Source organism: Winogradskyella rapida (assembly GCF_042675845.1).
Classification (GTDB): domain Bacteria; phylum Bacteroidota; class Bacteroidia; order Flavobacteriales; family Flavobacteriaceae; genus Winogradskyella; species Winogradskyella rapida.
Genome location: NZ_JBHTKM010000063.1, coordinates 334,323 through 359,844, shown reverse-complemented (window position 1 = coordinate 359,844; position 25,522 = coordinate 334,323). Strand labels below are relative to the sequence as shown.

Sequence of the window (25,522 nt, the reverse complement as noted above, 5' to 3'; positions counted from 1 at the left end):
CTATTTAGTGTCTAATTTGAGATTATGCTCTTGAAGAAATTCCATAGATAAATCCATCGTTTTATTAAAAATAGTATCCGTTTTATGTTTCCGAAAATAGGAGCCATTAAAAAAGCCATGACCTTTCCCTTCAAAAGGAATTAATTTACAAGTATTTCCAGCTTCAGTCATTAATTTAGTAAAGCGTTCAACATTTTCAAAAGGAACAGTTTGGTCTGCGGTGCCATGGAAAATTAAAGTAGGAGGAATGCCTTGTTCAACATGATCGTTTGGTGATAGCTCTGTTTTTCTATCTTCACCTACGTTTTCTATACCATAGCCTTTTTCTGTGGTGTCAATGACTGGATTAAAAAGTAGCATCGCATTAGGAACAGAACTAATATCTAAATTTTCATCTGTTTCATCAAAACCTTTAATAACACCTGTGCAGGCTGTGATATGGCCACCTGCAGAGGCACCTGAGGCTATAATTTTACTAGGGTCAATTCCGAGTGTATCAGCCTGCGCTCTTAAAAAGCGTATAGCAGATTTTGCGTCTGTAACCGATTCAAAAGGCGTGGTTTTGTGTTTCCCACGAACCCTGTATGCCGCAGAAATAGCTAGAAAGCCATGATCTGCAAAATACCGTGCTTGTTGGTAAAATTGCTTTGGGTGACCGCCAACCCAACCACCTCCAAAAAAGAAAACTATTACCGGCCGTTGGTCTGAAGCTTTATAATTTGAAGGTTTAAAAACATGCATGCTTAAGTTGCCTTGTGCTGTGGTCTTGTAGATTAAAGTACTGTCTGGAACAAAATTAACTTGTCCTTTTACTATAAAAGAAAAAGCGATTAAGAATGTCGTAAGAAGTATTTTAATAGACGTCATAAAAAGTTAAGGCTTGAAAGTATCGGTTTTAATCGAGAATGCAGAGAAGACTATGTCATTAATTAAATTCACTTCTGTTTTTTTAGTAAAAGTATAACGAATGTATTTGGTTTTGATAATGTCTCGGAATTTAATTCGACGGACTTTTCTTATTACGTTAGCTTCCTCGGGAATACATTTCTTAGAATCATTTACTAGCAAATAACTTGTTGGCAATTTACGATCTATTGTTTAAAGTTTTCATTTTAGTGCTTATTAGGCATAACATAGATTCAATAAAACAAATCTATTTTATAGCTCCTTACTATTTATGCTTATATCACTCATATTATGTCTGTAAATATGCATCCTATGTTTTTATAGATTAAAGCAAAAACAAGACCTATTAAAGCAAGTGTAAATTTAAAGCAGCATTTATATTTGAGTATGTCATTATTTCAATAGACTTAAATAGTAAAATTATGAATAAAAAGAACAGCGTAATAACTCTCATAACCGTTCTGTTATTTCAGAGTTTTTCTATGGCTAAAGAAATTTATGTTTCTACTCATGGTGATGATAAAAATAAAGGGACAAAGGCTAGTCCTTATCTAAGTTTTGAAAAAGCACTAAAAGACGTTAAAAAATACGCAGGTAAAGAAGCTGTAACAGTATGGTTTGAAACTGGTGTCTATTATCTTAGCCAAACGATTCAGTTAAGTAGTGCTTATAGCGGAACAGCTAAACATCCGGTTGTATTTTCTGCCTTACCTAATGCTAAAGTAAGTATCAAAGGGTCTAAAAAAATAGAAGGTTTAAAATGGTCCGCCTATAAAAATGGTATTTACCAAACCCAATTACCTCAAGGCCTATCTGTAGATCAATTATTCATCAATAATAAAAGACAGATTAGAGCACGTTTTCCTAATTACGATTATGACAATCCTTTGCGTGATGGAAAAGGCTACGCTCATGTAAAAGGAGGTTCAAATTTACGATTAGACACATGGTTGGGTTATGATGCTAATGCTTTCTCAAATAAAGAATGGGCAAACCCAGAAACCGGTATTGTACATGCCTTCCAAAGTCATAATTGGGGAAATATGCAGTATAGAGTTAAAAGTATTGATAGGAAAGCACAAAAGATACACCTTGGTGAAGGCGGTTTTCAAATGCAGAGAGATTACGGCATTGGTGGTACAGGCAAGCATTCCTCGGCTTATTTTGTAGAAAACATATTTGAAGAGTTAGATGTGGCTGGAGAATGGTTTTTTAATAACAACACCAATACGCTTTATTACTATCCTTTTAAAGGTGAAGATTTAGCATCAGCCCGTATCGAAATTCCTATTCTAAAAGATTTAATCCAAATTAAAGGAAATAAGGATGCGCCAGTGAAAAACATCCATATAAAAGGATTCACTTTTACACAATCTAGGTACACTTTTATGAATAAATATGAGCCCGTTGCTCGTGGAGATTGGGCCATTCACAGAGGAGGTGCTATCTATTTAGAAGGTACCGAAAACTGTATCATAACAGATTGTAATTTTGAATATTTAGGTGGAAACGCTGTTTTTATGAGTGCTTATAATCGTGATAACAAAGTTGTAAGATCTAGATTTGTGCACACAGGAGAAAGTGCTATTTGTTTTGTTGGATCACCCTCAGCAGTAAGAAACTATCTAACATGGGATGATGTTGATTTAGACGGTAAAAATTGGATAGAAATGAGTGAGAATATGGACTTAAAACCTGGTCCTAAAACACCTGACTACCCTAAGAATTGTGTTGCAGAAAATAACATCATACATGATATTGGTACTATTGGAAAGCAAACCGCAGGTGTTTTTATAGCTATGAGCCATAAAATAACAGCAGCGCACAATACCATTTACAATTGTCCGCGTGCCGGAATTTGTATTAACGATGGCACTTGGGGAGGACATATTATTGAACATAACGATATTTGGGAAACTGTAAGGGAAACTGGTGAGCACGGGCCTTTTAATTCTTGGGGTCGTGAAAGACAATGGAAAACAAGGCCAGGAAAAATAGGGAATTTTGATACTAAACTAACCCGATTAGATGCCATTGATAATACTATTATAAGAAACAATCGTATTGCTAATTATCGTAAATCTATAAGTGCAGGTAACTGGACGATTGACCTTGATGATGGTTCTAGTTATTTTGAAATTTACAACAATCTTAGTTTAGGTTCTTCTATTAAATTAAGAGATGGTATGGCACGTAAAGTCTTTAATAATATCACTGTAAGTGCCGTACCATCTGGTTGGCATGCGTGGCCAAAAGATTCCGAAGATGAAATCTATAAAAATATTTTTGTGATTGCAGGAACAGTACCTGGAAAAAAAGCACCTACAAGAAATTTTATACGTACTGTAAAGTTACCTGATGATCAAGAATGGAGTAAAAATTATAATCACAATTCTTATTGGAATGTCAACTACCCGGTTAATTTCGATTTAGCAGAAACGTTTGACATCACATTATGGAAAGCGCAAGGATACGATGTAGATTCTTATATCGGAAACCCTCATTTTGTAGACCCTTTAAATGGAAATTATCAGGTTAAAGAAGATTCACCAGTATTAAAACAAGGATTTAAAAACTTTCCTATGGATAAATTTGGTCATGAAATGACACGTATTTTGCCATTTGGAGCAGATTTTGAAGCATCGAAAACTGTCACTTTAAAAGGGGATGTTGAAGCCGGACATAAAGCGGAAATATTTTATACTACAGACGGTTCTGAACCTACTTTAAAATCGATACCATATACAGCACCTTTTACAGTAACTAAAACCACTACTGTAAAAGCGATAACGTTTACTGATGAAGGACTTGCCTCTGGATTTACAGCGGAAGCTACGTTTACAAAAGTAGACCAAGTAACCTACCCAAGCTGGTTAAGTACTTTACTTGCAGGTAAATTTGAAGGGGAAATTGAACAAGAAAGAGGTGCGTTGCAAAAAGACGTCTATGGAGCCACGATGATAAACATTGGAGAAGACCCGGATTTGATTGATGCCAATGGAGGTTATAATTATGGTTGTTATATTAAATTAATTAAGAAAAGAGGTCGAATGTGGACAAATGCTGGCCTAAGCAAAGGTTGGGTTATTCAGAAAGTGAATGGTGTAGATGTTCCGGGCGTTAGAGAATTATATAAAATTGTAAATACGAGCAAAGGAAAAACATTAAACGTAACAGCTGTTAAAAACTACGAGAGTAAAGTCTTTCATGTTCAAGTAAAATAAGGAATTACTTCATTTTATATCGTCGGTAAAACGACCTAAACTTAAAAGCTCAGTATGGATTAACCATGCTGAGCTTTTTTTTAACTATAATATTGCGGTATCTAAGGACTTTTTAATGCCAAGTGATCTTAGCTTCTTTAGTTTCGGTATTCACCCAAACGGAAGCTTGTTGATATTCGCGCGTAAACTCCCAACCTGTTGTTGAGGTTCTATGATATGCGCCTTTAGGAGCACCTAATGGCTTTTGTAATTCTGGATATTCCATTAAAGAGCCATGCGCCAACTGCCAACCCCAACCATATTGAAAATAAGAGTAGGGCTGCGCGCCTATTAAATAACAAGCGTGATAATATTCTAATTTTTCTTTAGAGAGTTTTGCATAACGTTCATTTCTCTTTTTGCCTTTATAATATGAAGGATTGGCGATCGCTACACTATCATACTCAACACCAATTCTAAATATTGACATTTTTCCAGCTTTAGAAATTTTAAGCATGTCCTCCCAATCCGTAAGCAGTTTTTCTTTGGTTAACATTTTATCACCATAATGTTCAAACATATTGGCATCTATAGACGGAAATACATATCGTGCCAATTTAGCATTTGCATTGTTCCCTAATAGTATTTTATCAGGCCCTAGTTTATCTTTTAGGGCTTTCATCATAGCACCCATGGCTTTTTGAACGTCTTGTGCTTTATCTTGGCGTAACCACGCAAAACCATGCATTTGATCTATAAACGCACCATCAGCACCAGAAAATTCAACCGCTTCTGCGACTGTATTTACCCACCATTCCCGAAAATCTGGATTTAAAACATCAAAATAGAAAACGTTTTTTCGTTCTTCTAAGGCTTTGGTTTCAGGGTTTTCTATTAAGAAGGCCTTTAGTTCTGGGTAATTATTAATGTTTTCTTTCGTAAAATTCTCATTGTAAGAAGTGAAAGGCCAAGCATAAGCCGAATTAAAATAAAAAAGCACTTTCATATCTGGTTTTGCCTTTTTAAACGCTGCTATATCATGTTTTGCGCCTAATTCTGCAGCGCCTAAATCCCCATGACCATGTGATTTTTCAATACAAATAAAGTCTGTTCGTTCTGCAATAAATTCGACTTCTTCTGGATGTAAAACGCGTTTTGGATCCCCAAACATATAATACATCGGTGTTGTGTCCCAGCTAAATTTCGGATAAAACGATTTTGTTTCAAAAGTACTACCATCACTTATTTTATAAGGGATTTGGGCCGTTGTACATGAGCAAAACAATAAAACAATTGAGAATAGACTAATGCTATAAAGACTAAATTTCATGAAAGTAGGATGATTAATTTTTAGATTTTTTACGTTTTGGTTTTGTTTTCCAAAGCACAATTTTGTCCACATCATTTTCAGAAAACTCCCCTTTGGTACTTCGTCCTGTTTTGATGTCTAATTCTAATTGCTTTAAAAGTTGTTCTGCAATTTCAGGACGTTTTGTATATAAATTTTCGGTTTCAGCAGGATCATTTTCCATGTCATACAATTGTGCTTTAGGCATGTCTGCAGATTCTCTTTCTCGTGGTGACGACCAACCACCAGAACCTTTAGCTAGTAGTAATTTCCATTTGCCTAAGCGATAAGCAAAGTGGCCTGTGATAGAGTGGTGGATGACACCTGCTCGTGTACTATTAATAGCTTCACCTTGTAAAGCGGGTAAAAAACTCACACTGTCTTCTCCTGCTTTACTTGGTACAGGAACATCGGTGATTTCAGAAAAAGTAGCGAAGATGTCGGTTAAACAAATTAAATCGTCATTCGTACTGTTTGGTTTTACTTTACTTGGCCATTTTACAATAAAAGGCACACGATGACCACCATCCCATAAATCGGATTTTGAACCACGATAACCAGCACTTACAATATGGCCTTGTGCCGCAAGTCCTTCAATATCTGCAGCTTTAGAGGTTCCATTATCGCTCGTGAAAATCACTAAGGTATTTTCGGTTAAGCCGTTAGCTTCAATCGCATCTGTTATAGCACCAACGGTCGCATCGGTTTGCATGACAAAATCGGCATAATCGCCCATACCACTTTTGCCTTGCCATTCTTTTGAAGGTAAAATCGGTGTATGAGGTGAGCCTAAAGGCACATATAAGAAGAACGGTTTTCCATCTTTATTTTTGGCCTGCTGATTAATATAATCTACCGATTTTGTTGTTAAACGAGGTAACATGTTAATTTCATCATCATAGAGAATGACTTTGTCATTTTCAATAACTGCTTTCATGTCTTTAGCATGATGAAAACCGTGGTAATAATCAAAACCACGATTAATAGGGCCATCAGGAATCGTGGCACCTACAGGTGGTAAATGTTTTTTAGATTTTTTCTCAATGGCTGTTTTTGTAACCGGATCTATGTATTGAAAATTTAAGTGCCATTTCCCAATTAAAGCCGTATGATATCCTTGATCTTTAAGGAAGTTGGCAATGGTCGGACGGTCTTCTTTAATAAGGTTAGGCGCAAAACCCTGTACTACGCCTCTTTGTAGTTTAGTACGCCAGCTGTAACGTCCTGTCATAATTCCATAACGCGTTGGTGTACAAACGGCAGAACCAGAATGCGCATCGGTAAAAACCATACCTTCTCGGGTTAATTGGTCTATACTTGGTGTTTTAATCTTACTTGTTTCTGGAGCAAGTGCTTGTACTTCTCCATAACCTAAATCATCACAAACAATAAAAACAATATTGGGTTGTTTTGATTTGTCTTGTGCATATCCTGACCAAGTCATAGACATACAAATTGCAAAAACAAATTTCACATAAAAAAAACGCATTCTATTCATCATTATTTAACTTTTTGCTACTTATTAAAATATTTTATCACAACTTTACTCACCCACTAAATACGCACCTTCAGGCCTTACATAAGGTTCAAAGTCAGGCATAGGATTAGAAAGCAATCTATCGTTAATGGTTTTCATAATTGTCATTTCTTCTGCCATCATATATCCTTTGTTATTTACATCATCAGTAGTAGTTGCAAATGTCACTCCAGCATTTGCATCCCTAAGTGTTCTTGTAAATCTATAAGCATCTTCGGTACCAAATATTAAATTTGCTGATGATACGTGCCATTTGTCTCTCACCGGAAACCATGCATGTTTTAATATTGTTTTTCCATCATATTCACCCCAAGGATTGGCAACCATTGCTGGCATTGTAAACTCTTCATAAGCCCATGAATTAGGAGGAGCTCCTTGTCCTAAAGGTGTTACATGGCCACTTGTAAAATCTTGATAGTTATTTACACCTTCGAAGCTTACAATTTTATAATCTCTATCATCTGTATCATCAACACCGTCAGAATCTACTTTTATAAACTCATTGTTTTCATCCGTGAAATAGGCTCCGTTGGGAGATGCTGAAATAGCAGCATCAGGATCTGCATCTCTAATCATTTGAACAAAATCTTCCATATGACCATCATCGTCTAATTCTGCGGTAGTGTCTAGCCAATAGCCATCAGCATAATCTTTAATGCGTAAAATAAATCCTTGTACAAGGTCTCTGTATGCAGCATATTCATTTCCTTCAAATTCATTTGTATAATATGTTATCCATGCCGTATGTGCTGCATTAAAGTCTTCATCATCTGATTCACTTGGTCCTAATCTATCAAAATAATTGGTAGAGATATATAGAATATTTTTCTTTCCTGCATCTTTGAAATTTTGAAGAACATCAAAGATTATTTGTTCATTTTCTAGACTTGGAACTAAGAGTTCGTCTATTTCTGTAGCGATATCTACATTTTCATTCCCTCTTAAAGTAAAATAATATGATTTTGCAAAATTAGAAAGATTAGTTATGATGTGGCCTGTTGCAGGTAATTCATCAATAATTTGTTGCGCGCCAGCTCTGTAATCATAACCTCCAGCGACTTCAGAATCTAATCGCTCACCTCCATAAATAGGAAAGGTAACTCCCCAAGAACCACTTAACCATTCTGCACTTGATTCTGGTGTTGGATCCGGTTCTTCAGTTATTGACTGATCATCTATTGGCTGATCATCCTGCTTAGAACAAGATGAAAGGAATAATAGGGCGAGTAATATAATTTGTATGGGTTTCATAATTGTCTGCTTATTTTTTTTAGTAAAAATAAAAGAAAACGCTTCCAAAGAATTGCCTTAAAACCCCTTTTGTTTGCTTTAATCCACCTTATTTTTTTTAAATAAAAAGAAGCAATACTCTTTATAATTTACTATTAAACAGGTTCTAAATCATTTTAAATGTGCTACAAAAAAGTCAATGGTGGTTTGCACAATCTCATCTCGTGTTGGTTGAATAGGTTTCCCTACTTTTCGCCAGTTATGTCCAGAGTTTTTAACAATTTGAATAGTGACTGGCGCATTAATAGCTTTATTCTTTTCTTCCATATAATACGCATGTTTTACAGGAATGGTGTTGTCACTATCGCCTTGCAGTAATAACAAAGGTGGACTGTCTTGAGTTAAATAATTTACAGGACTCATTTCTCTATACAAGGACAAAGCCTCTTCTTTTTTAGTACCGGACTTTAAAATTCTTGGGCTAAATCGATCTTTGAAATTTGGTCTATCATCCGGATTAAACAGACTTGTATTTTCAAAATCAACAGGACCATACCAGGATACACCTGCAGCCATGGTATACGTGTATTTGGCTAAATCTTTATCTCCAATGAGACTGTCGGGCGAACTCAATACTAACATTTGAGCAATTTGGCCTCCTGCGGAATCCCCAAAAGCATAAAATCTGTTTTTATCAATCCCTAGCGCTTCACTGTGTTTGGAGATATAACGAAGGGCGTCTTTGCTGTCTATAATACAGTCGCGCATTGCCGTTGTGCCATTTTTTTCTACTAATCTATAACTCACAGACACCACACAAAACCCTTGTTCTAATAGTGCCATGTGTACGGTTTTAAAAGACGCATTGGCAGCGCCATGTCTACTTCCTGCAGCCCAACCTCCGCCGTGGGTGTAGAAAACAACAGGTAATTTTTCATCCTTCTTATTGTGCTTAGGATAGTAAATGTCTAAGTATAAATCCTCTTCTTTTGTGGTTTTGTATAAGACATTTAATTTCCTTTTGCCTTCGGTTTTTAAATAAGGAATGCGGAAATTATTGGTAAATTCTTCTTGAGTGAGTATGCTATCTTTATTGACATCATAGTGTTTGTAACGTCTCCATTGTCTTTTATCTTCAGCTTCCGTAAACTTCTGATTATGATCTGGGTCTAATTTCTGCCACGTTTTCTGAAGTAAGAAAGCTTTGTAAGCCCCATTGGATACATCATCAGATTGTGAAAAACCATGCCACACCGATGCTATGGTGAACGCAATCATCAAAAGTCTATTTATTTGAAGTCCCATAAATGTGGTCATGTTGCTGAAGTTTTTATTTGTTACTGAAGCCTTGATTTTTATAGTTCAATTTAGTTTTCAAAGGCAAATGCGGCTTGCGGCCATTCGCCAGATATAGCATCGTTTTCTTGAATTTTTCCAGGGGTACTTCTGCCATCTCTAATTTGCTTAATAAGTATGGTTTTTAGTTCCTTCACTTTTTCAGGATACTGATCAGCAACATTGTTTTTTTCTTTGATGTCTTCTTTTAAGTTATAAAGTAGTGCTTCTGAATGAACACCTTTATGAATCTTAGTTTTTCCGGAAGCCATAATACCAGAATTAGGCGCCATAACAAGTTTCCAGTCGCCTTTCCGAATAGCAAAAACACCATATTTATCATGATGAATCGTAGCGTCTCTTAAATAAGTGCCTTCATTGGTCAGTAAAGGCAACATGCTAAAACTATCTTCGGCTTCATTGTCTTTAAACTCATAATCCACGATATCGGCACAGGTTGCCATGAAGTCGGTAGTACATATGGTAGCATCAGAAATGGAATTGGGTTTAATTTTTCCTGGCCATTTTACTAGAAATGGAACTCTGTGACCACCTTCTAAATAACTGCCTTTATAACCACTATACACATAACTTGGGCTGTGTTTTTTCTGTCTTAAGGTTTTTAAATCGTTGGTAGTGGCAAAGCCATTATCACTAGTAAAAACGACTAAGGTATTATCGTCAATGCCTTGTGCTTTTAAGGTTTCAAAAATAGTGCCCATTAAATCATCAATCATCATTACAAAATCGGCATAAGGACTACCAATCTCACTTTGACCTTTCCATGGTGCAATGGGAAGCACAGGATTATGAGGCGAAGGCAAAGGGATGTACATAAAAAACGGTTGGTCTTTGTTGGCATTTTCCTTTATGAATGAAATGGATTTATCCACTATTTTAGGTAAAACCTCTTCGTGTTTAAAATCGTCTGCAACGTCTCCTTTTATCCAGCTACTAAACGGATGTATTTTTCTATTTCTTTCGGTTTTATCTGTTGGAAGCATCGTAGCCTTATCATTTTCTAAATATACATAAGGTGGCATATTTAAAGATGCTGCAATCATAAACGAATAATCAAATCCCATATCTAAAGGCCCAAATTTTAAAGGTTGGCTATAATCAATAGCCTTAAAATTTAAACGGTCCGAACGCTCTGAATAATGATCAAATTCAGGACTATTATTTTTCATACTCCAGTTTAAGCCCAAATGCCATTTTCCAATATTAGCCGTTTTATAACCTTGATCTTTGAGTAGTTGCGCAACGGTTAATCTGTTGTTCTGAATTAAACTCGGTGAGTTCCCCCAAGTCACAAATTCCTTTAAAGGGGTTCGCCAATTATAGCGTCCGGTTAAAATACCGTAACGTGTTGGTGTACATACCGCAGATGAGGTATGCGCATCGGTAAATCGCATCCCTTCTTTAGCCATTTGGTCTAAATGCGGTGTTTGTATTTTACTGTTTTCATTGTAAATACTAAGATCGCCAATGCCTAAATCATCAGCTAGAATGTAGATGATGTTAGGCTTTTTAGTCTTAGGTTTTTCTGTTATGTTCTTTGCAATAAAACTAGAAAACAGAACGAGTAAGCCTAAAAGCGATAGACTTAGCGAAAAAACTTTAAATAGTTTGTTGTTTTTCATCCTTCTAGCGATTTTAAAATAGCATCTACACTGACACCTAAAGTGGCTTCAGCGATAGTACTGAGTTCGTCTTCATCACCTTGTAAATGGATGGTAGTTTGAATATGAACCATTGTTTCATTCGGTTTTAAGGCAGCAGCAGGGGATGAGCTTTCCAATTCATAGAAAGGTCCCATAGGTGCAACGCCTGGTTCTGGTGCGCCATCGTTATAAGCATTTATAACATCACCTGCATAGGGTTCTTCTTGATATTCCCAAGCCGAATTTACATAACCGTTAGAGGCATCTTGCGCATTATAGGTTAATAAGGTTAAAACTTTCCCTACAGCATCATAACTTCCGGCAATACCTTTTGAACGTTTTGAGTTGATACCAATTTTACTGCGTTTGGTTCCATCACCTTTAAAGTATAACACGTCATTGTTGACTTCTAAATAAGCTTCAGGAACTTTACCAAAATAGGTGTCGTTTACCTTTGGTCCTAAATCATCATCTTCACCAGCTTTAAAAGGAATGACCATAGTGGTTTCTGGTGAAGGCTTATACATACCTAAAAGCCAGATAGAAGGTAATCCTGTTTCTGGAAGCCATGGTTTTTCTCCAATATTGGTAATTTGGTTTTTGGTTTGATAGCCAACAAATGCAATGTTGTCTGAAAATGTTTTGTTCAGGATTTGTTGTATTGACGCTTTATTCAAAATAGAAATGGAACGCCCAATGCCCATTTTAAAAACGGTGCCACTTTTGTTTACTAATTCGCATTGGTGTTCAAATGTTGCTGTATTATTCGTTTTCGACACCAAAGTAAATGCTTCGGTATCTATAACGGCAGGTGTTTTCCAGTTTGAAAAATCGAAATTGTCTTCCGGTTTAAAAAAGAGTGAAAACTGTCCACCTTCAGGACCTAACCAAAAGCGCTCTTCGCCACCAAATACATAAATCTGATTTTCTAAACGACCTTTACGTTCTTCTTCGGGTAAAAAACCGGCTTCAATAACTTTTTTGTTAATCCAACCAAAACTAGCACCTTCCGATACATTGGTTGTACTGGTCATTACACGTCCTTGAAATTGTGGTGCTATAGCTAATGCACTTTCGCCTTCTTGCAACACAATGATGTCGGTATGCGTTTTTAGAAAGTTAAGATCTTTAGAAAAATGGTTTGCTTTATTCATAGTGTTAGTAGTCGCTAGAATGGGTTGGTAGGATTAAAAACGTTTTAATTATTGGGCTGCTTTTCGTTGATACTTTATAAATGAGATGTTTGTCTCTTGTTATAGGCATTGATTATAAAAGAAAACAGGAAGCACAAGCCACAGCTTAACACTATTTTTCATGATTCCCGTTGTCCTCTTCAACACTTATTTATTTAACTTTTTTAAACTCACTTTTTACCATAAAACGGTTTTCATCAATTAAAATAAGTCCATGTTCTATAGCCTCTTCCGGAACGGAATAGCTGAATTCTAAACCATTATTGCTTATGTTTACAGGGACTTTTAAGTAGGTAGACCTTACTTTTTTCTTCTTGCCTTTGTTTGTTCTCTTAACAGGATCTGAAATTTTTACAAGCGCATAGCTTTCAATCACCTTAGATTTTCCTTGTTCTAATTGTACTGTTGCTGTGCGAGATGCTGCGTTAAAGGTATTTGTTGCAATCACAGGAATAGCAGCAACATTCTTATCACTTTTAAATTTTGAAGGTTCCTTATACGGCAACTTAGCATCGTAATCTTTGATGTATTGTTCTAATTTTTCAGATAAAGCTTTTACGATTGTTGGCTCTTCTTTAGCAATATTGTGTTGCTCTTCTAAATCGTGACGTTTACCATTTTTATATAAACGATATAACAGATATTCACCAGTCATAAATTTCTTATACAATTTATAATCGCCAGATCGGATAGCCGATTGATTTTGATGCTCAAGACCATAAGGATAGTGCCACCATAAATCTTCTCTAACGTTTCCGTTGTTATCTTTGACTTCGCTTTTTCCTTCTAATAAAACCTCTGAAATATCTAAACCATCAAAATCAGCACTGTATTCTGAAGGAATTTGGCTGTTGGTAAGATTTAATATCGTTGGAAAATAATCTAACTGATTGATTAACATATCCTGTGTTTGTCCTTTGGAAATGTTTGGGCCTGAAATAAGCATTGGCACTCTAATACCACCTTCTTCGGTGTATTTTTTACCTTTATCTAAAGGCGCGTTATCAGACATGATTTCTGTTTTACGCTGCTCGGCTCCTCCGTTATCGGATGAGAAAAAGATATAAGTGGTTTCGTATAATTTCTTACCAGGATTTCTTGGGTCGTCTGTGGTTTTTAGTAAATCTACCACACGTCCTAAACTCCAGTCTAAGGTGGTTACCATAGCACCAAAATAAGGATTGGTTTGGCCTCCTGAGGTCATTGGAACATCTTCGGTTGGGAAATCTACGCCTAATTTATCGCAATAGTATTGTAATAACTCACGGTTTTTAGTGTGAATAGGGTAATGCACCATCCAGTGTGCGAGGTATAAAAAGAACGGTTCTTCTTTATTGTCTTTAATAAATTGAAGGGCGTTTTCAGTAACTGCATCTTTAGGATACGAAATACCATTAGGTGATTCTTTAGTAAAAGGAAAGTACTTTTCTTCACTCAATTGGTATTTATCATCTTCATCATGCGTGGCAAAAAAATTGGTTCTGTTGTTTTTACCTTTTGGACCTTGGTGTGCACCACGAGATTCGTGTGCAAAATCGAAACCTTGATTGGTAGAACTTTGAATTTTTAAATGTCCTGCATGCCATTTTCCCACGTGTCCTGTTTTATAACCGTTCATTTTTAAAGCTTCCGCAATAGTGAAATGTTCTGGCATTAAACCTTCAGGGAAATAAGGACTAATATATTGAGATGATCTATGTGCTTTTGGAATTTTCCCACCGCTCACATTTGTTATGCCTGTTTTTGCAGGATGTAATCCCGTTAAAATAGCACATCGTGAAGGTGCACAAGTTGGAGCAGGCGAGTAGCCATTGGTAAAATTAATGGCGTCTTTTGCTAACTCTTTGATGTTTGGAGTATCCCATGCACAAGGCTCATCTAAATCATTTAATTCTACATCTTGCCAACCTAAATCATCAGCATAAAAAATGATGATGTTCGGTTTTATTAAATCGTTTTCCTGACTGTGACTATAGTTTGAGGAAAAGAACGCTAGAAAAACTAGGGCTGCGACTAATTTATTGTGTTTCATTTTAAAGCTTAATTTTTTAGTTGATTCTACGGAATTCACTTTGAACCATAAATTGATTTTCATCAATTAAAACAAATCCATATTCCATAATGTTTTCAGGTACAGTGTAGGTGTATTCTAAATTGTTTTTGCTCGCTTCTAAAGGTACTTTTATAAAGGTTGTAGAATGCTTTTTTAGTTTTCCTTTCTTTTTTAATGCCGATTTATTCGCAATTCGAATTAAAACATAAGGTTCTACAACATCAGATTTTCCTTTTTCTAATGTGATGGTTGCTTTACGCGATTCAGCATCATAAGTATCGTTAACAATTACTGGAATAGACGCAGTTTCTTCAGCCTTGAATTTTGAAGGGTTCTTATAAGGGAATTGTGCATTATATTCCTCTAGATATTTTTCTAATCTTGCCGCTAAATCTTTAACCACTTTTGGGTTGTCTTTAGCAATATCAAATTTCTCTTCTAAATCTTCTCTTTTACCATTTTTGTATAAACGGTATAATTCATAGGTTCCTGGAATTAAGTTTTTGTATAACTTATAATCACCATGTCTTATCGCAGATTGCATTTGAGAATCCGTGTTATGTGGAAAGTGCCACCATAAATCTTCTCTTGCGTTTCCGTTTTTGTCCGCTACTTCTTTGTCATTATCTAATAAAACCCCAGAAATATCTAAACCATCAAACTCTGAACTGTACTTTTCAGGTACTGTACTGTTGGTAAGGTTTAATACTGTTGGAAAAAAGTCTAATTGATTAATCAATACATCTTTAGTTTCTCCTTTAGGAATTTGAGGACCAGCAATTACCATAGGCACTCTAATACCACCTTCTTGGGCGTACTTTTTTCCTTGATCTAACGGGAAGTTATCTGTAACGATATCACCATTGGCTTTTTCAACACCGCCGTTATCTGAAGAGAAAATGATATAAGTGGTTTCAATTAACTTTTTACCAGGATGTCTTGGATCGTCTGTGGTTTTTAATAAATCTACTATGCGTCCTAAACTCCAATCTAAAGTGGTTACCATAGAACCGTAAAATGGGTTGGTTTGACCTCCTGTTTTAATTGGGATATCTTTTGTAGGCATTTCAATCCCTAATTTATCACTATAATATTGTAATAATTCCTTGTTCTTCGTGTGAATTGGCGCATGTACCAACCAATGTGCTAGGTATAAAAAGAACGGTTCGTCTTTACTTGTTGAAATAAATTCAAGAGCTTTTTCGGTCACCATATCCTTTGGATAAGAAATTCCGTTAGGAGATTCCTTTGTAAACGGAGGATATTTTTCATCACTTAAACGGTAACGGTCACCTTCATCGTGGGTTGCAAAATTATTTACACGGTTCTTTTCTCTCTTAGGGCCTTGGTGTGCACCTCTAGATTCGTATGCAAAATCGAAACCTTGTTTAGTTGATTTCTGAATGTCAAGTGCTCCAACGTGCCATTTTCCAACATGACCTGTGGTGTAGCCATTCATTTTTAAGGCTTCTGCAATGGTGAAATTTTCAGGCATTAAACCAATAGGGTAAAATGGCGTTAAATACTTAGAGCGTTTAGTGCTTTTAGGTGCAGTTCCGCCACTTACATGTGTTACGCCAGTTTTAGTAGGGTGTAATCCCGAAAGCATTGCTGCTCTTGATGGTGCACAAGTAGGAGCAGGCGAATAGGCATTGGTAAAATTAATACCTTCTTTTGCGAGTGCTACCATATTTGGTGTTTCCCAAGGTGTGGGTTCATCTAAATCATTCAGTTCTGAATCTTGCCAACCTAAATCATCTACATAAAAGATAACAATATTAGGTTTGTCTATACTGCTTTTGTTTTGACTAATAGCATGATTAGTAAAACACAATAAAATGGTAAGCGTTGTTAAAAGTGATTTCATTTTTTATGTATAAATATTTAGTTTTTAGTTTATTTCCAGTGTAATTGAGCGGTTTGGTTTTTAATATCGAGCCAAACATCTAGGTGTTCAAAAGCGCGTGTGTAAATATAGCCGTCGCGTTGCGCAAAGCCTTTTGGGGCTCCTAATTTTTTGTTGTACTGCGGAAAGGTTTTTAACCAGACAGCAGACCTGTTAACATCATAACCATCATGAGGGTAAACGTAACTGTATTTTTCGGCACAAACTAGAAAAATGGCCAATAGATAATCAATACGTTTGGTAAGGTCATCATTATCATCTTTGGTTAAGCGTGCTCTAACATCATCCATACCTACATTTTCATTCTCTAAAGCTTTCCCTATGCCAAGAGACATGGCAATAACTTTACCTTCTCGAGCTGATTTCTGAACCGCTTCAATGCCTTTAGCAAGATAATCTTCATAAGTCATGCCAAAACTCTCATGCTCAAAGCCTTCAATATAAGAGCCATCAAAGAATTTCATATAATCTCTTCCTGAATCTTTAAACTCGGGACGTACACGAAGCATATTCGCAAGCAGTAAGTTGTTTTTTCCTAATTGGGTATTTAAATCGGACATCATAGTTAAGTAACCCGATTGAATAGCTTGTTGTTTGGCTTCACCAACACGATTACTAAAGAAAGTAGGGACTAAAACTTTAATATTAGCATCTAAAAACACCCCATCAATATATGGGTTTTCAGTGCTATTTTTTACATGATTTAACCAATACGCACGAACATAATCTTTAGAGATATCAAAAAAGCCCGTTCTCTTATTAGGCATTAAAGCTTTTTTACCGTTTTTGTTAACCAATAACGCTTCAGGATGTTGTTTTAAAAAAGCTTTGTCTTTCTTGTAACCGCCCCAATTAACGACTACGTTTTTATAGTATAATATGGTGGCTTCCGGATTTATTTTTTTTACGGCTTTCGCAGCTTTAAGCGTTCCTTTTTCTGCAGATCCGTAAGTTTTACTTCCTGTTGTTTTTTCAAAAGTAATTAAAGGAAATTTGGAAAGGTATTTCAGTTCCTTTCTGTTGAAGGCTGAAGATTTACGCAAATGCATATACAAAGGCATTGTATCCCAAGAAAAGTCGGGTAATTTCTGTTTTACCACAACCGTTTCTTGTTTATGCGCAGCACAGGCCGTTAAAAAAACGGCTAGAAAAAGCAATAAAATGGACGATTTGTAATGCATTAATCTTATTCTAAATTTTAACTATTCCGTGATTATTTTAAAGCATAGCGCTGATTGGTTTGGTAGCGTTGTAAAGTTATGTGTAATTAATAAGCCTTCTTTACTGCGTTTCCAGCTAATGGTTTGATCGCTCCCTAATAATTGTATCTTTTTGATGTTTTTTTCTAAAAGGCCGTCTTTTTTCAGTGTTTCAATTAAGATATCTTCGGTTGGTGGAGCCAAGACAAAGGCATAAATAGTATCGTCTTTTGTGGTAAAACGAATGTCTTTTTCAGAGAAGGGCTTTAGGTTTTCTCCTGCACGTTTGGTAACAATCTCTAAAGGACCTTCACCAAAGGTTTTCCAAGGTCTGGTATTGTAAATGCCTTCTTGGTTATGCTTCACAAAAGCGCCAAAAGCGCTAAGCATTTGTTTTTGGTTTTCAGGAATAGTACCATCGCCTTTTAAGGCAATATTAATCATAACGGCGCCATTTTTACTAATCGCATCAATAGCATTACCTATTAAAACAGGCAAGGACATTCTGGTAAACGAGTTCTTGCGGTAAAACCAACTTCCTGATAAATCGGTAGCCCAAATCCAAGGGTGTTCTTGTAGCTCACCAAACATACCACGCTCTAAATTATAGGTGAATGCGGCTTTGTTTTCTTTGGTGTTCTTAAAGGATAAAACAGTCGTTTGTTTGCCCTTGTTTTCTTTTAAATCTCTATTTAAATACGCTGAGAATAGTTTTACGCCTAAGCCTTTTCCTGAACCTATTTTAGGATATGGCGAATCGTTGTTAAACATATCCGGATCATACTTTTCAATTAAGTCCCAAGAGCGTTTGTACCAATGTTGGTTCCAGCTATCTTGGCTAGCAAACTTATAGGTATCATAATCCATATTGAAAAAGTCCCAAGCTGCTGAGCCTTCTTTTTGAAATTTTCTCGCGGTTCTAAAAAAGCGTGGCGACCAATATAAATGTGTAGATACACCGAATTTTAAATCATGCTTATAGGCCGCATCTTTCCATTCTCTAAGAATATCTCTTTTTGGCCCCATGTTTACGGCATTCCAAGGAAAGAAGGAATCATACATGTCAAAATTATCGTGATGTGTAGCGACAGGCATGATAAAGCGTGCGCCACAATCTTTAACGAATTTCACAATAGCATTAGCGTCAAAATTTTCAGCTTTAAAATCTGCGATAAATTTTTCGTAACCAAATTCTGAAGGATTTCCATAACGTTTTTCATGCCATTCCGATAATCTTACAGTGCGCAATCTGTCGGGTTCATTTCTGGCATCATAATCTTCATCCCCATACATGCGTCTTCCATAATGCGATCCATCTTCAGGTCTATTTTCATCGATTGATGACGGAATTCCCCAATGCATCCATACGCCAATTTTACCATCTTGAAACCATTCTGGGACGTGATAGTTGGCGGCCATAGATTCCCAATTCGCCTCAATCGTTTTCGAAGCCGTGTTAATTTGACCAAAAGCTAGACTGCTGCTTAAGGTTAATAAAGGGATAATAATGTGGGATTTGAAAGCCATATAGTTTCTAATAGGATACTATACAAATTAACCATTTAGTAATTTAATAAGACTTCTCTATTCTGTCATTTTGTTGCTGTAAAATTTCAAAAATGCTGAGAGGTGTTGATTCTAAAGGGTTTTGGTTGATTTGAGAAAATTTAAAAAGGAACAGAGCAAGTTGATTAGGCTTAATTAATTCATATTTGTAGTCATACAAACCAACTCATCATGTCATGAAAAAAAATAATTATACGGGTTTACTTTTTATACTTCTGCTTATGCAAAGTGTATTTGCATTCGCTCAGGAAAAAGTGATCACAGGTAAGATTACAGATAAACAAAATTCGCCTTTACCTGGAGCAAGTGTTATAGAGAAAGGAACTCAGAATGGCGCGATGTCTTCAATGGATGGGGAGTATACGATTCACTTAAAAAATCCTGATGGTATTCTTGAGTTTCATTATATGGGCTATAAAACGGTAGAAATTTCTACGGTTGGTAAAACAGTTATCAATGTACAGTTGGAGGTCGATTCTGAAGCTTTAGATGAGGTAGTAATTAACGTAGGGATTAGAAGTTCGCAATTAAAATCTGTAAGAGATAAGCGTGAGGCGGCTACCGTAATAGAGTCAATTACCTCAGAGGATATAGGAAGTTTTTCAGATAGTAATGTTACTGATGCCTTACAAAGGGTTGCTGGTGTTCAAGTAGAACGAAATGATGATGGGGTGTCTGGAGACCGTGTGTCTATTAGAGGTATTGGTCCACAATTCGTAAAAATTAGTATGAATGGACGTTTACCTATTTCAGCAGGAAACGAAGGGAAGTCCGATTTTAGAAAATTTAATTTAAATGTTATTCCCACTGAAATTATTAAAGGTGCTAGGATTCACAAAACCACACAGGCTAAAGAATTGGCAACTGATATCGGTGGAACTGTAGATTTTCAAACCTTAAGGCCTTTAGATAAACGTTATAAAAGAGGTAAGAATTATTTTGCGAGTGTTAACCTAAGAGGAGATAGTGAAGCGGATTTTGAAAATATTGATTTCGATCAGAGATACTCAGCGGTTTTTGGAGGGAAAATACATGAAACCCTAGGAGCTGCCGTTTCTATAGTGTATGCCGATGATTTTAGACAACGTGAAGAAGCTGGGATGCGTGGGTATAGAAATGTCACCTTTTTTGAAGATACCGATAACAATGGGGCTTTTGAAGACGGTGAAACGGTTTACGAAAATACGTTAGTGCCTGCAACGCTTAATAATGTTTTAAGAAACGATAGTAGAGAGCAAGTGGCTGTATCTGCGGCAATTCAGTATAAGCCAAGCAAGAAATTAGAGTTCTTATTAGATTATACCTTAACACGCTTACTTGCCGCATCTGATAGGCAACAGTTTCAAATGTCAATGGCTTCAGGTGGTGATGCTAATGGTTTGTTAGGGGCTGAAAACTTCTTTTCGCCAGGAAGTCTTGTTTTCAACGGTAATAATTTAGCTTATATTAATGCGGCTGGAGCCAACCAGTCTCGCGTTAATATTCAGAATAAAAATCAATTTTATAACAATAACACCACTAATAACATTTTAGGTTTAAATACAAAGTATAAACATTCAAAGAAGTGGAATCTTAGTTTCGATTTGTCGTATTCTAATTTAGATTATTTCCAAAACTTAACGCAAATCACATCACGATTAAATGGTCAAGACTATGATAATAGTGCTTTCTTTTTAGATTTAAGAGGAAACCTTCCGCAATATGGTGTGCCAGATGAAATTCTAGACCCTACTCAATTTTCTTTAAGATCTACTACAAAACGTCATATTAGAACTAAGGGTGATAATTATGCTTCGCGATTAGATTTTGAATATAATTTTGATAAAAAGACCACTTTAACCGTAGGAGCGCGTGCTGCAGTAACAGATTTTGAAGCACGTGAAGCACAGGCTAATGCAGACGATATCTACGGCGATTTTACAGACGAACAACAACAGCAATTTACAGAGCTTACTTCTATTAATAATTATTATGTTCCAGGTAATTTTTTAGGTGGCGGAACAGGCTTAGATCAATGGATTAATATTCCTGGAAATGCGGTTTTAGATTTAACACCAGGGTTTGATAATTTAAATGGTGGTGGCGTTTTCGATTTTAATACGCCTATGAATGAAATTGTATCTGATCCTAATGATTTACAATTTAATCCGGCAAAGTCATATGGGGCTATTGAAAAGAGTTATTCTACCTATGCCCAAGTGGATACCAAAACGAAAGTGTTTGATATTCCTGTGATTTTAAATTTTGGTGTACGTGCCATAAATACCGTCAATGAGTCTAAAGGATTTACAGGAGTAGAGGCCATTGATCCTATTGCTGAGACCAGCAATATTGTCAGTGACGCTATATACCATGAAGTAGATAACTCAAGATGGGATGTGTTGCCTAGCTTTAATGCTAATTTTAAAGTGAAAAGAAATTTCAATGTGAGGCTTAGTGCTTCAAATGCCACATCTCGTCCAAAATATAAGGATATGATGCCTATTAATGAGGTAACGTATTTAGATCCGGAATCAGCAATTTTCGATCCTAATTCGCCAGACTACGAACCAAATTTAGGAACAAGCTTATACCGAGGGACCATTAAATCTGGAAATCCAGAATTAAAACCGTATTCAGCATGGATGTATGATGCTACTTTTGAATTGTACAGTAGAAATGGTGGGGCTTTTGTAGGAAGTGTTTTTTATAAAGACATTAAAAACTATATCGGAACACAAACTTTAAATGACCAAGCGTATCCTGGAATTGAAGCCTTAGGAGTTTCTATTCCTGCCGGACAAGAAGATTTATTATTTGATATCTCAACACCTATTAATATTACCAATGCGCAATTGTACGGTTTTGAAATCGGATTTAACCACCACTTTACCTTCTTACCAGGTTTCTTTAGTGGGTTTGGATTAAGAGCTAACTATTCTTTTGTTGAAAGTAATTTTGATGGTGCCGTTGGTGATGCTACAAATGGATTTCCAGGAACTTCAAAGCACAACTTTAATACAGTGGCCTATTACGAAAAATACGGATTCACCTTTAGATTCACCGTGGCGCATAGAAGTAACTACTTAAGTAATTTAGGTGGTATCGGATCTACGCGTGCCGATGAAGCGCATTATACTGAAGGGACAACACTTCTAGGAATCAATTTAAAATACAATATCATCAAAGGACTTCAAGCCAGTGCTGGGGTAAGTAACCTTACAGGAGAAGATACCCGAAGATATATTGGTGACGATCCTCAAAACTTTACATCGTATTATACCAGAACTCCAACGTGGAAAATTGGTTTAAGATACCGTTTGTAAGCACCATAAAAATTAAGATGTTAAAAGCCCATCGCTTCACGCTTAGATGTTAAAAGCGTTTTGAAAATGGCTTTTCAGGAAAAGAGAAAAAAAGAAAAATTAAAAAAATAAAGTACGCATATGTTTAGGAATAGATGTTTAATGATATTCGTTTTAGTAACACTTTTAGGTGTTGCCAATGGTCATTCTCAAGATAAAAAGGGAATGGAAGAAATGTGGGGTGAAACTACGGTTACGGGTGACGCCTTAAAAAGTGGAAAAGCAAAGTTGTTTGATGAAGGCAACTACGGGATGTTTATTCATTGGGGGTTATTTTCAAACCTTGGTGGCGTATGGGAAGATAAAACCTATTATGGTATTGGCGAATGGTTAATGAGCAAGCGTGTGGCTAATATTGCACCAGAAAAATATATGGAAACCGCTAAAACGTTTAACCCAACCGAATTTGATGCCAAGCAAATAGCCCAATTGGCTAAAGATGCAGGGATGAAATATATCATCATTACCAGTAAGCATCATGAAGGGTTTGCAATGTTCGATTCAGAAGCAAGTGACTTCAATATTGTAGATGCAACACCATTTGGTAGAGATCCTATGCACGAGTTATCTGCGGCGTGTAAAGAATTAGGTCTTGGGTTTGGATTTTATTATTCGCATAACCAAGATTGGACGGCTCCAGGAGGAACAAGAGGTCCAGAAGTTGATGAAAATGGAAATAAAGTAGACTTCAAAGACTATTTCTACAATAAATGTAAGCCTCAAGTTAAAGAAATATGTACTAATTATGGTGACATAGATTTCGTGTGGTTTGATACTCCTGGTGATATGCCAAAAGAATATGTGGTAGAATTAGCCGATATGGTAAGAGAATTACAACCAAATGCGATGATGTGTAGTCGTGTTGGGTATGGTATGGGAGACTATGCAAGTATCGGAGATATGGAAGTACCAACACGTAATGTTGAAGGACTTTGGGAAACTTGTGATACTAATAATGATTCTTGGTCATACGCTTGGTATGATAACAACTTTAAAAGCCCTAAGAAAATTTTAGGTCGTGTTATTGAAACAGTCGCTCGTGGTGGATCTTATTTATTTAATGTAGGGCCAGATAGTAATGGGGCAATTCCAAATATAGGAATTGAATTTTTACAAGAATCAGGTCGTTGGATTAAAAAATATCCACAAGTCGTATATGATGCAGGTAGTTCACCTTGGGGTTACGCCTTACCATGGGGTGATGTTACAACAAACAATAAGTCGCTTTACTTATCTGTAGGGCAGTGGCCAACAGATGGTAAATTATACTTACCGGGTTTAAAATCTAAGGTAAAAAACATCGCACTTTTAAATGGAGACCAAAGCAGTCCTTTAACCTATAAGATGGAAAACGATTGGTTGGTGATTGATGTACCTTATAAAGCCCCTGAAGAATTGATTTCAGTTATTGAAGTTAATCTAAAAGCTAAAACACCAATTGTAGAAACGCATTTAGGAATTTATCCTAATGTACCAACACGATTATTAACGGAGTTTGGAGTTGCTGAAGGTGCTGAACAAAAAAATGTACGCTGGATGGAAAAATTTGGCGAATGGAAACACGCTAACCAAGTCAGTAATTGGGAAGAAAATGGTACGGTAACTTGGGAAGTGAATGTGCAACAACCAGGTTATTATTATCTAGATTTAGAATATAAAGGTGAAGGACGTTTAGTTTGGAAAACCACTACAGATGAAGGTATAAAAGTTCAAAACCAACAAGCGGCTACGGATAAGTATGCCTACCGCAGAATGGGGATTTTAGAGTTTAAAACAGCAGGAAATCATATTATAAAAACCTCATTGGTTGAAGGTGATGCTAATACCTCTAGTTTAAAGTCGATTAAAATTTTACCTATTAAATAATTATCTCATCTTTATGAAGCGCCCTTCTCTACCATATTGTTTAAGCTTAATGGCTATATTTTTAGTCCAGTTGGCCTTTTCTCAAACGGATAAGCATTATCCTGCTTTCAGTTGGGATAAAGTTCCTGTGGCTTTTCACTTTGGAAAGAAGGGGGATTTGTTAACAGCTTCTGAGGCCCAGTTTATTGCAGAGCGTTCTAATTTTGTAGTTTTAGAAAAAGCCCATGGCTTTCCTAAATACAAATATTCTGAAGATGCCATTGCTGAGGATGCTAAGGTTTTAAAAGACTTAAATCCAAATCTAAAAGTCGTATTCTATTGGAATGCTTTTTTAGATTACGATATGTATAGAGCGCATAAAGCATATAAAAAAAAATCAGAGTGGTGGCTTAAAACGAAATCAGGCGATTTAGATTTAAAGCGTGAAAGAATTAAGCGCTATGACCTATCTAATTCAGCGGTTAGAGATTGGTGGTCTGATGTTGCTAAAGACAATTTAGAGAACGAAAACATCGATGGTGTATTCTTTGACGGTTTAGTTCAAGTGACCAATCCCGGAAATAAACAATTATGGGGAACGGAAAAATTTGATGCCATTCAACAAGGCTTAAAAGATCTTATTAAAGAAACGAGAGCTAAAATTGGAGACGAAAAATTAATCGTTTATAATGGTATTCGTTCTACACCCGTTAGAAATATAGGGAATAATTTTCCGGATCATACCGATGCCATCATGATTGAGCATTTCGGATATTTTAATAGCAGAACAAAAGAAAGTATGCTACAAGATATTCAAGAAATGGAACAAGCGGGTAAAAGCGGTAAAATAGTCGTGTTTAAAACTTGGCCTGAAAATGCATGGTTAAACAAAGCCTTTATGGCGAAGTCAGACCAAGAGAAAGAACGTATTTCTAAAGCGCACATAACCTTTGCACTCGCTTCTTTTTTAGCAGGAGCTCAAGAACATTCTTATATTATTTATAATTGGGGATATCGCTTAAAAATGGGATCATTATCTTGGTATCCAGAATTTGAGAAACCATTAGGGAAACCCTTAAACGAGATGCAAGTCAACGATTGGATTTTAACTAGAGAATACGAACATGCCAGTATTTGGGTGGATTTAGAAAACAAAAAAGCAACCATAGACTGGAAAAAACAAAGCTAAAAAC

At 36.1% G+C, this 25,522-nt stretch carries 15 protein-coding genes; 4 read left to right on the top strand and 11 right to left on the bottom strand.

All coding sequences use genetic code 11. The annotated features are described in order from the left end of the window. Positions 1-867: an alpha/beta hydrolase gene (locus ACFQ13_RS08975; protein WP_386116422.1), complete on the bottom strand. Its 867-nt coding sequence runs from the start codon at positions 865-867 to the stop codon at positions 1-3. A gap of 461 nt (positions 868-1,328) precedes the next feature. Between ACFQ13_RS08975 and ACFQ13_RS08970 the strand changes: the two genes are divergently transcribed. Continuing rightward, a complete protein-coding gene (locus ACFQ13_RS08970) occupies positions 1,329-4,130 on the top strand; it encodes a chitobiase/beta-hexosaminidase C-terminal domain-containing protein (RefSeq protein ID WP_386116419.1) in 2,802 nt (933 codons plus the stop codon). A 112-nt stretch (positions 4,131-4,242) separates the two neighbouring features. Here ACFQ13_RS08970 and ACFQ13_RS08965 read toward each other — a convergent pair whose 3' ends face one another. The 10 genes from ACFQ13_RS08965 to ACFQ13_RS08920 form a co-directional block, all read right to left on the bottom strand. Next, positions 4,243-5,439, bottom strand: a complete 1,197-nt coding sequence (locus tag ACFQ13_RS08965; protein ID WP_386116416.1) for a putative glycoside hydrolase — start codon at positions 5,437-5,439, stop codon at positions 4,243-4,245. Positions 5,440-5,452: 13 nt separating this feature from the next. Next, positions 5,453-6,901 carry a sulfatase family protein gene (locus ACFQ13_RS08960; protein ID WP_386116413.1) on the bottom strand — a complete coding sequence of 483 codons (1,449 nt, stop codon included), beginning with the start codon at positions 6,899-6,901 and terminating at the stop codon, positions 5,453-5,455. Between the two features lie 99 nt (positions 6,902-7,000). Next, positions 7,001-8,245 carry a hypothetical protein gene (locus tag ACFQ13_RS08955; protein WP_386116412.1) on the bottom strand — a complete coding sequence of 415 codons (1,245 nt, stop codon included), beginning with the start codon at positions 8,243-8,245 and terminating at the stop codon, positions 7,001-7,003. A 150-nt stretch (positions 8,246-8,395) separates the two neighbouring features. Beyond that, on the bottom strand, positions 8,396-9,541 hold the full coding sequence (locus ACFQ13_RS08950) for a carboxylesterase family protein (protein ID WP_386116410.1): 1,146 nt from the start codon (positions 9,539-9,541) through the stop codon (positions 8,396-8,398). 50 nt (positions 9,542-9,591) lie between these two features. Further along, entirely contained in the window at positions 9,592-11,202 is a 1,611-nt protein-coding gene (locus ACFQ13_RS08945; protein WP_386116408.1) for a sulfatase family protein, read from the bottom strand. Next, positions 11,199-12,377, bottom strand: coding sequence for a DUF6786 family protein (locus ACFQ13_RS08940; protein WP_386116406.1), 1,179 nt, complete (start codon positions 12,375-12,377; stop codon positions 11,199-11,201). The genes ACFQ13_RS08945 and ACFQ13_RS08940 overlap by 4 nt, the downstream gene beginning before the upstream one ends. 190 nt (positions 12,378-12,567) lie before the next feature. Next, positions 12,568-14,448, bottom strand: coding sequence for a sulfatase (locus tag ACFQ13_RS08935; RefSeq protein ID WP_386116404.1), 1,881 nt, complete (start codon positions 14,446-14,448; stop codon positions 12,568-12,570). A 16-nt stretch (positions 14,449-14,464) separates the two neighbouring features. After that, the gene (locus ACFQ13_RS08930; protein WP_386116402.1) at positions 14,465-16,336 is read right to left on the bottom strand and encodes a sulfatase; all 1,872 of its coding nucleotides are present in this window, start codon (positions 16,334-16,336) and stop codon (positions 14,465-14,467) included. Positions 16,337-16,365: 29 nt separating this feature from the next. Next, a complete protein-coding gene (locus ACFQ13_RS08925) occupies positions 16,366-17,556 on the bottom strand; it encodes a putative glycoside hydrolase (RefSeq protein WP_386116400.1) in 1,191 nt (396 codons plus the stop codon). Positions 17,557-17,577: 21 nt separating this feature from the next. Beyond that, positions 17,578-19,101 (bottom strand): alpha-L-fucosidase, encoded by a 1,524-nt coding sequence (locus tag ACFQ13_RS08920; RefSeq protein WP_386116397.1) that lies wholly within the window; start codon positions 19,099-19,101, stop codon positions 17,578-17,580. Positions 19,102-19,316: 215 nt separating this feature from the next. On the opposite strand from ACFQ13_RS08920, the gene ACFQ13_RS08915 reads away from it, so the two are divergent. The 3 genes from ACFQ13_RS08915 to ACFQ13_RS08905 all read left to right on the top strand — a co-directional run bounded on the left by ACFQ13_RS08915 (position 19,317) and on the right by ACFQ13_RS08905 (position 25,518). Continuing rightward, complete coding sequence (locus tag ACFQ13_RS08915) at positions 19,317-22,445, top strand: TonB-dependent receptor (protein WP_386116394.1); 3,129 nt, start codon at positions 19,317-19,319, stop codon at positions 22,443-22,445. A gap of 141 nt (positions 22,446-22,586) precedes the next feature. Then, positions 22,587-24,350 (top strand): alpha-L-fucosidase, encoded by a 1,764-nt coding sequence (locus ACFQ13_RS08910; protein ID WP_386116392.1) that lies wholly within the window; start codon positions 22,587-22,589, stop codon positions 24,348-24,350. Positions 24,351-24,399: 49 nt separating this feature from the next. After that, positions 24,400-25,518 carry a putative glycoside hydrolase gene (locus tag ACFQ13_RS08905; RefSeq protein WP_386116391.1) on the top strand — a complete coding sequence of 373 codons (1,119 nt, stop codon included), beginning with the start codon at positions 24,400-24,402 and terminating at the stop codon, positions 25,516-25,518. Positions 25,519-25,522: the final 4 nt, after the last annotated feature.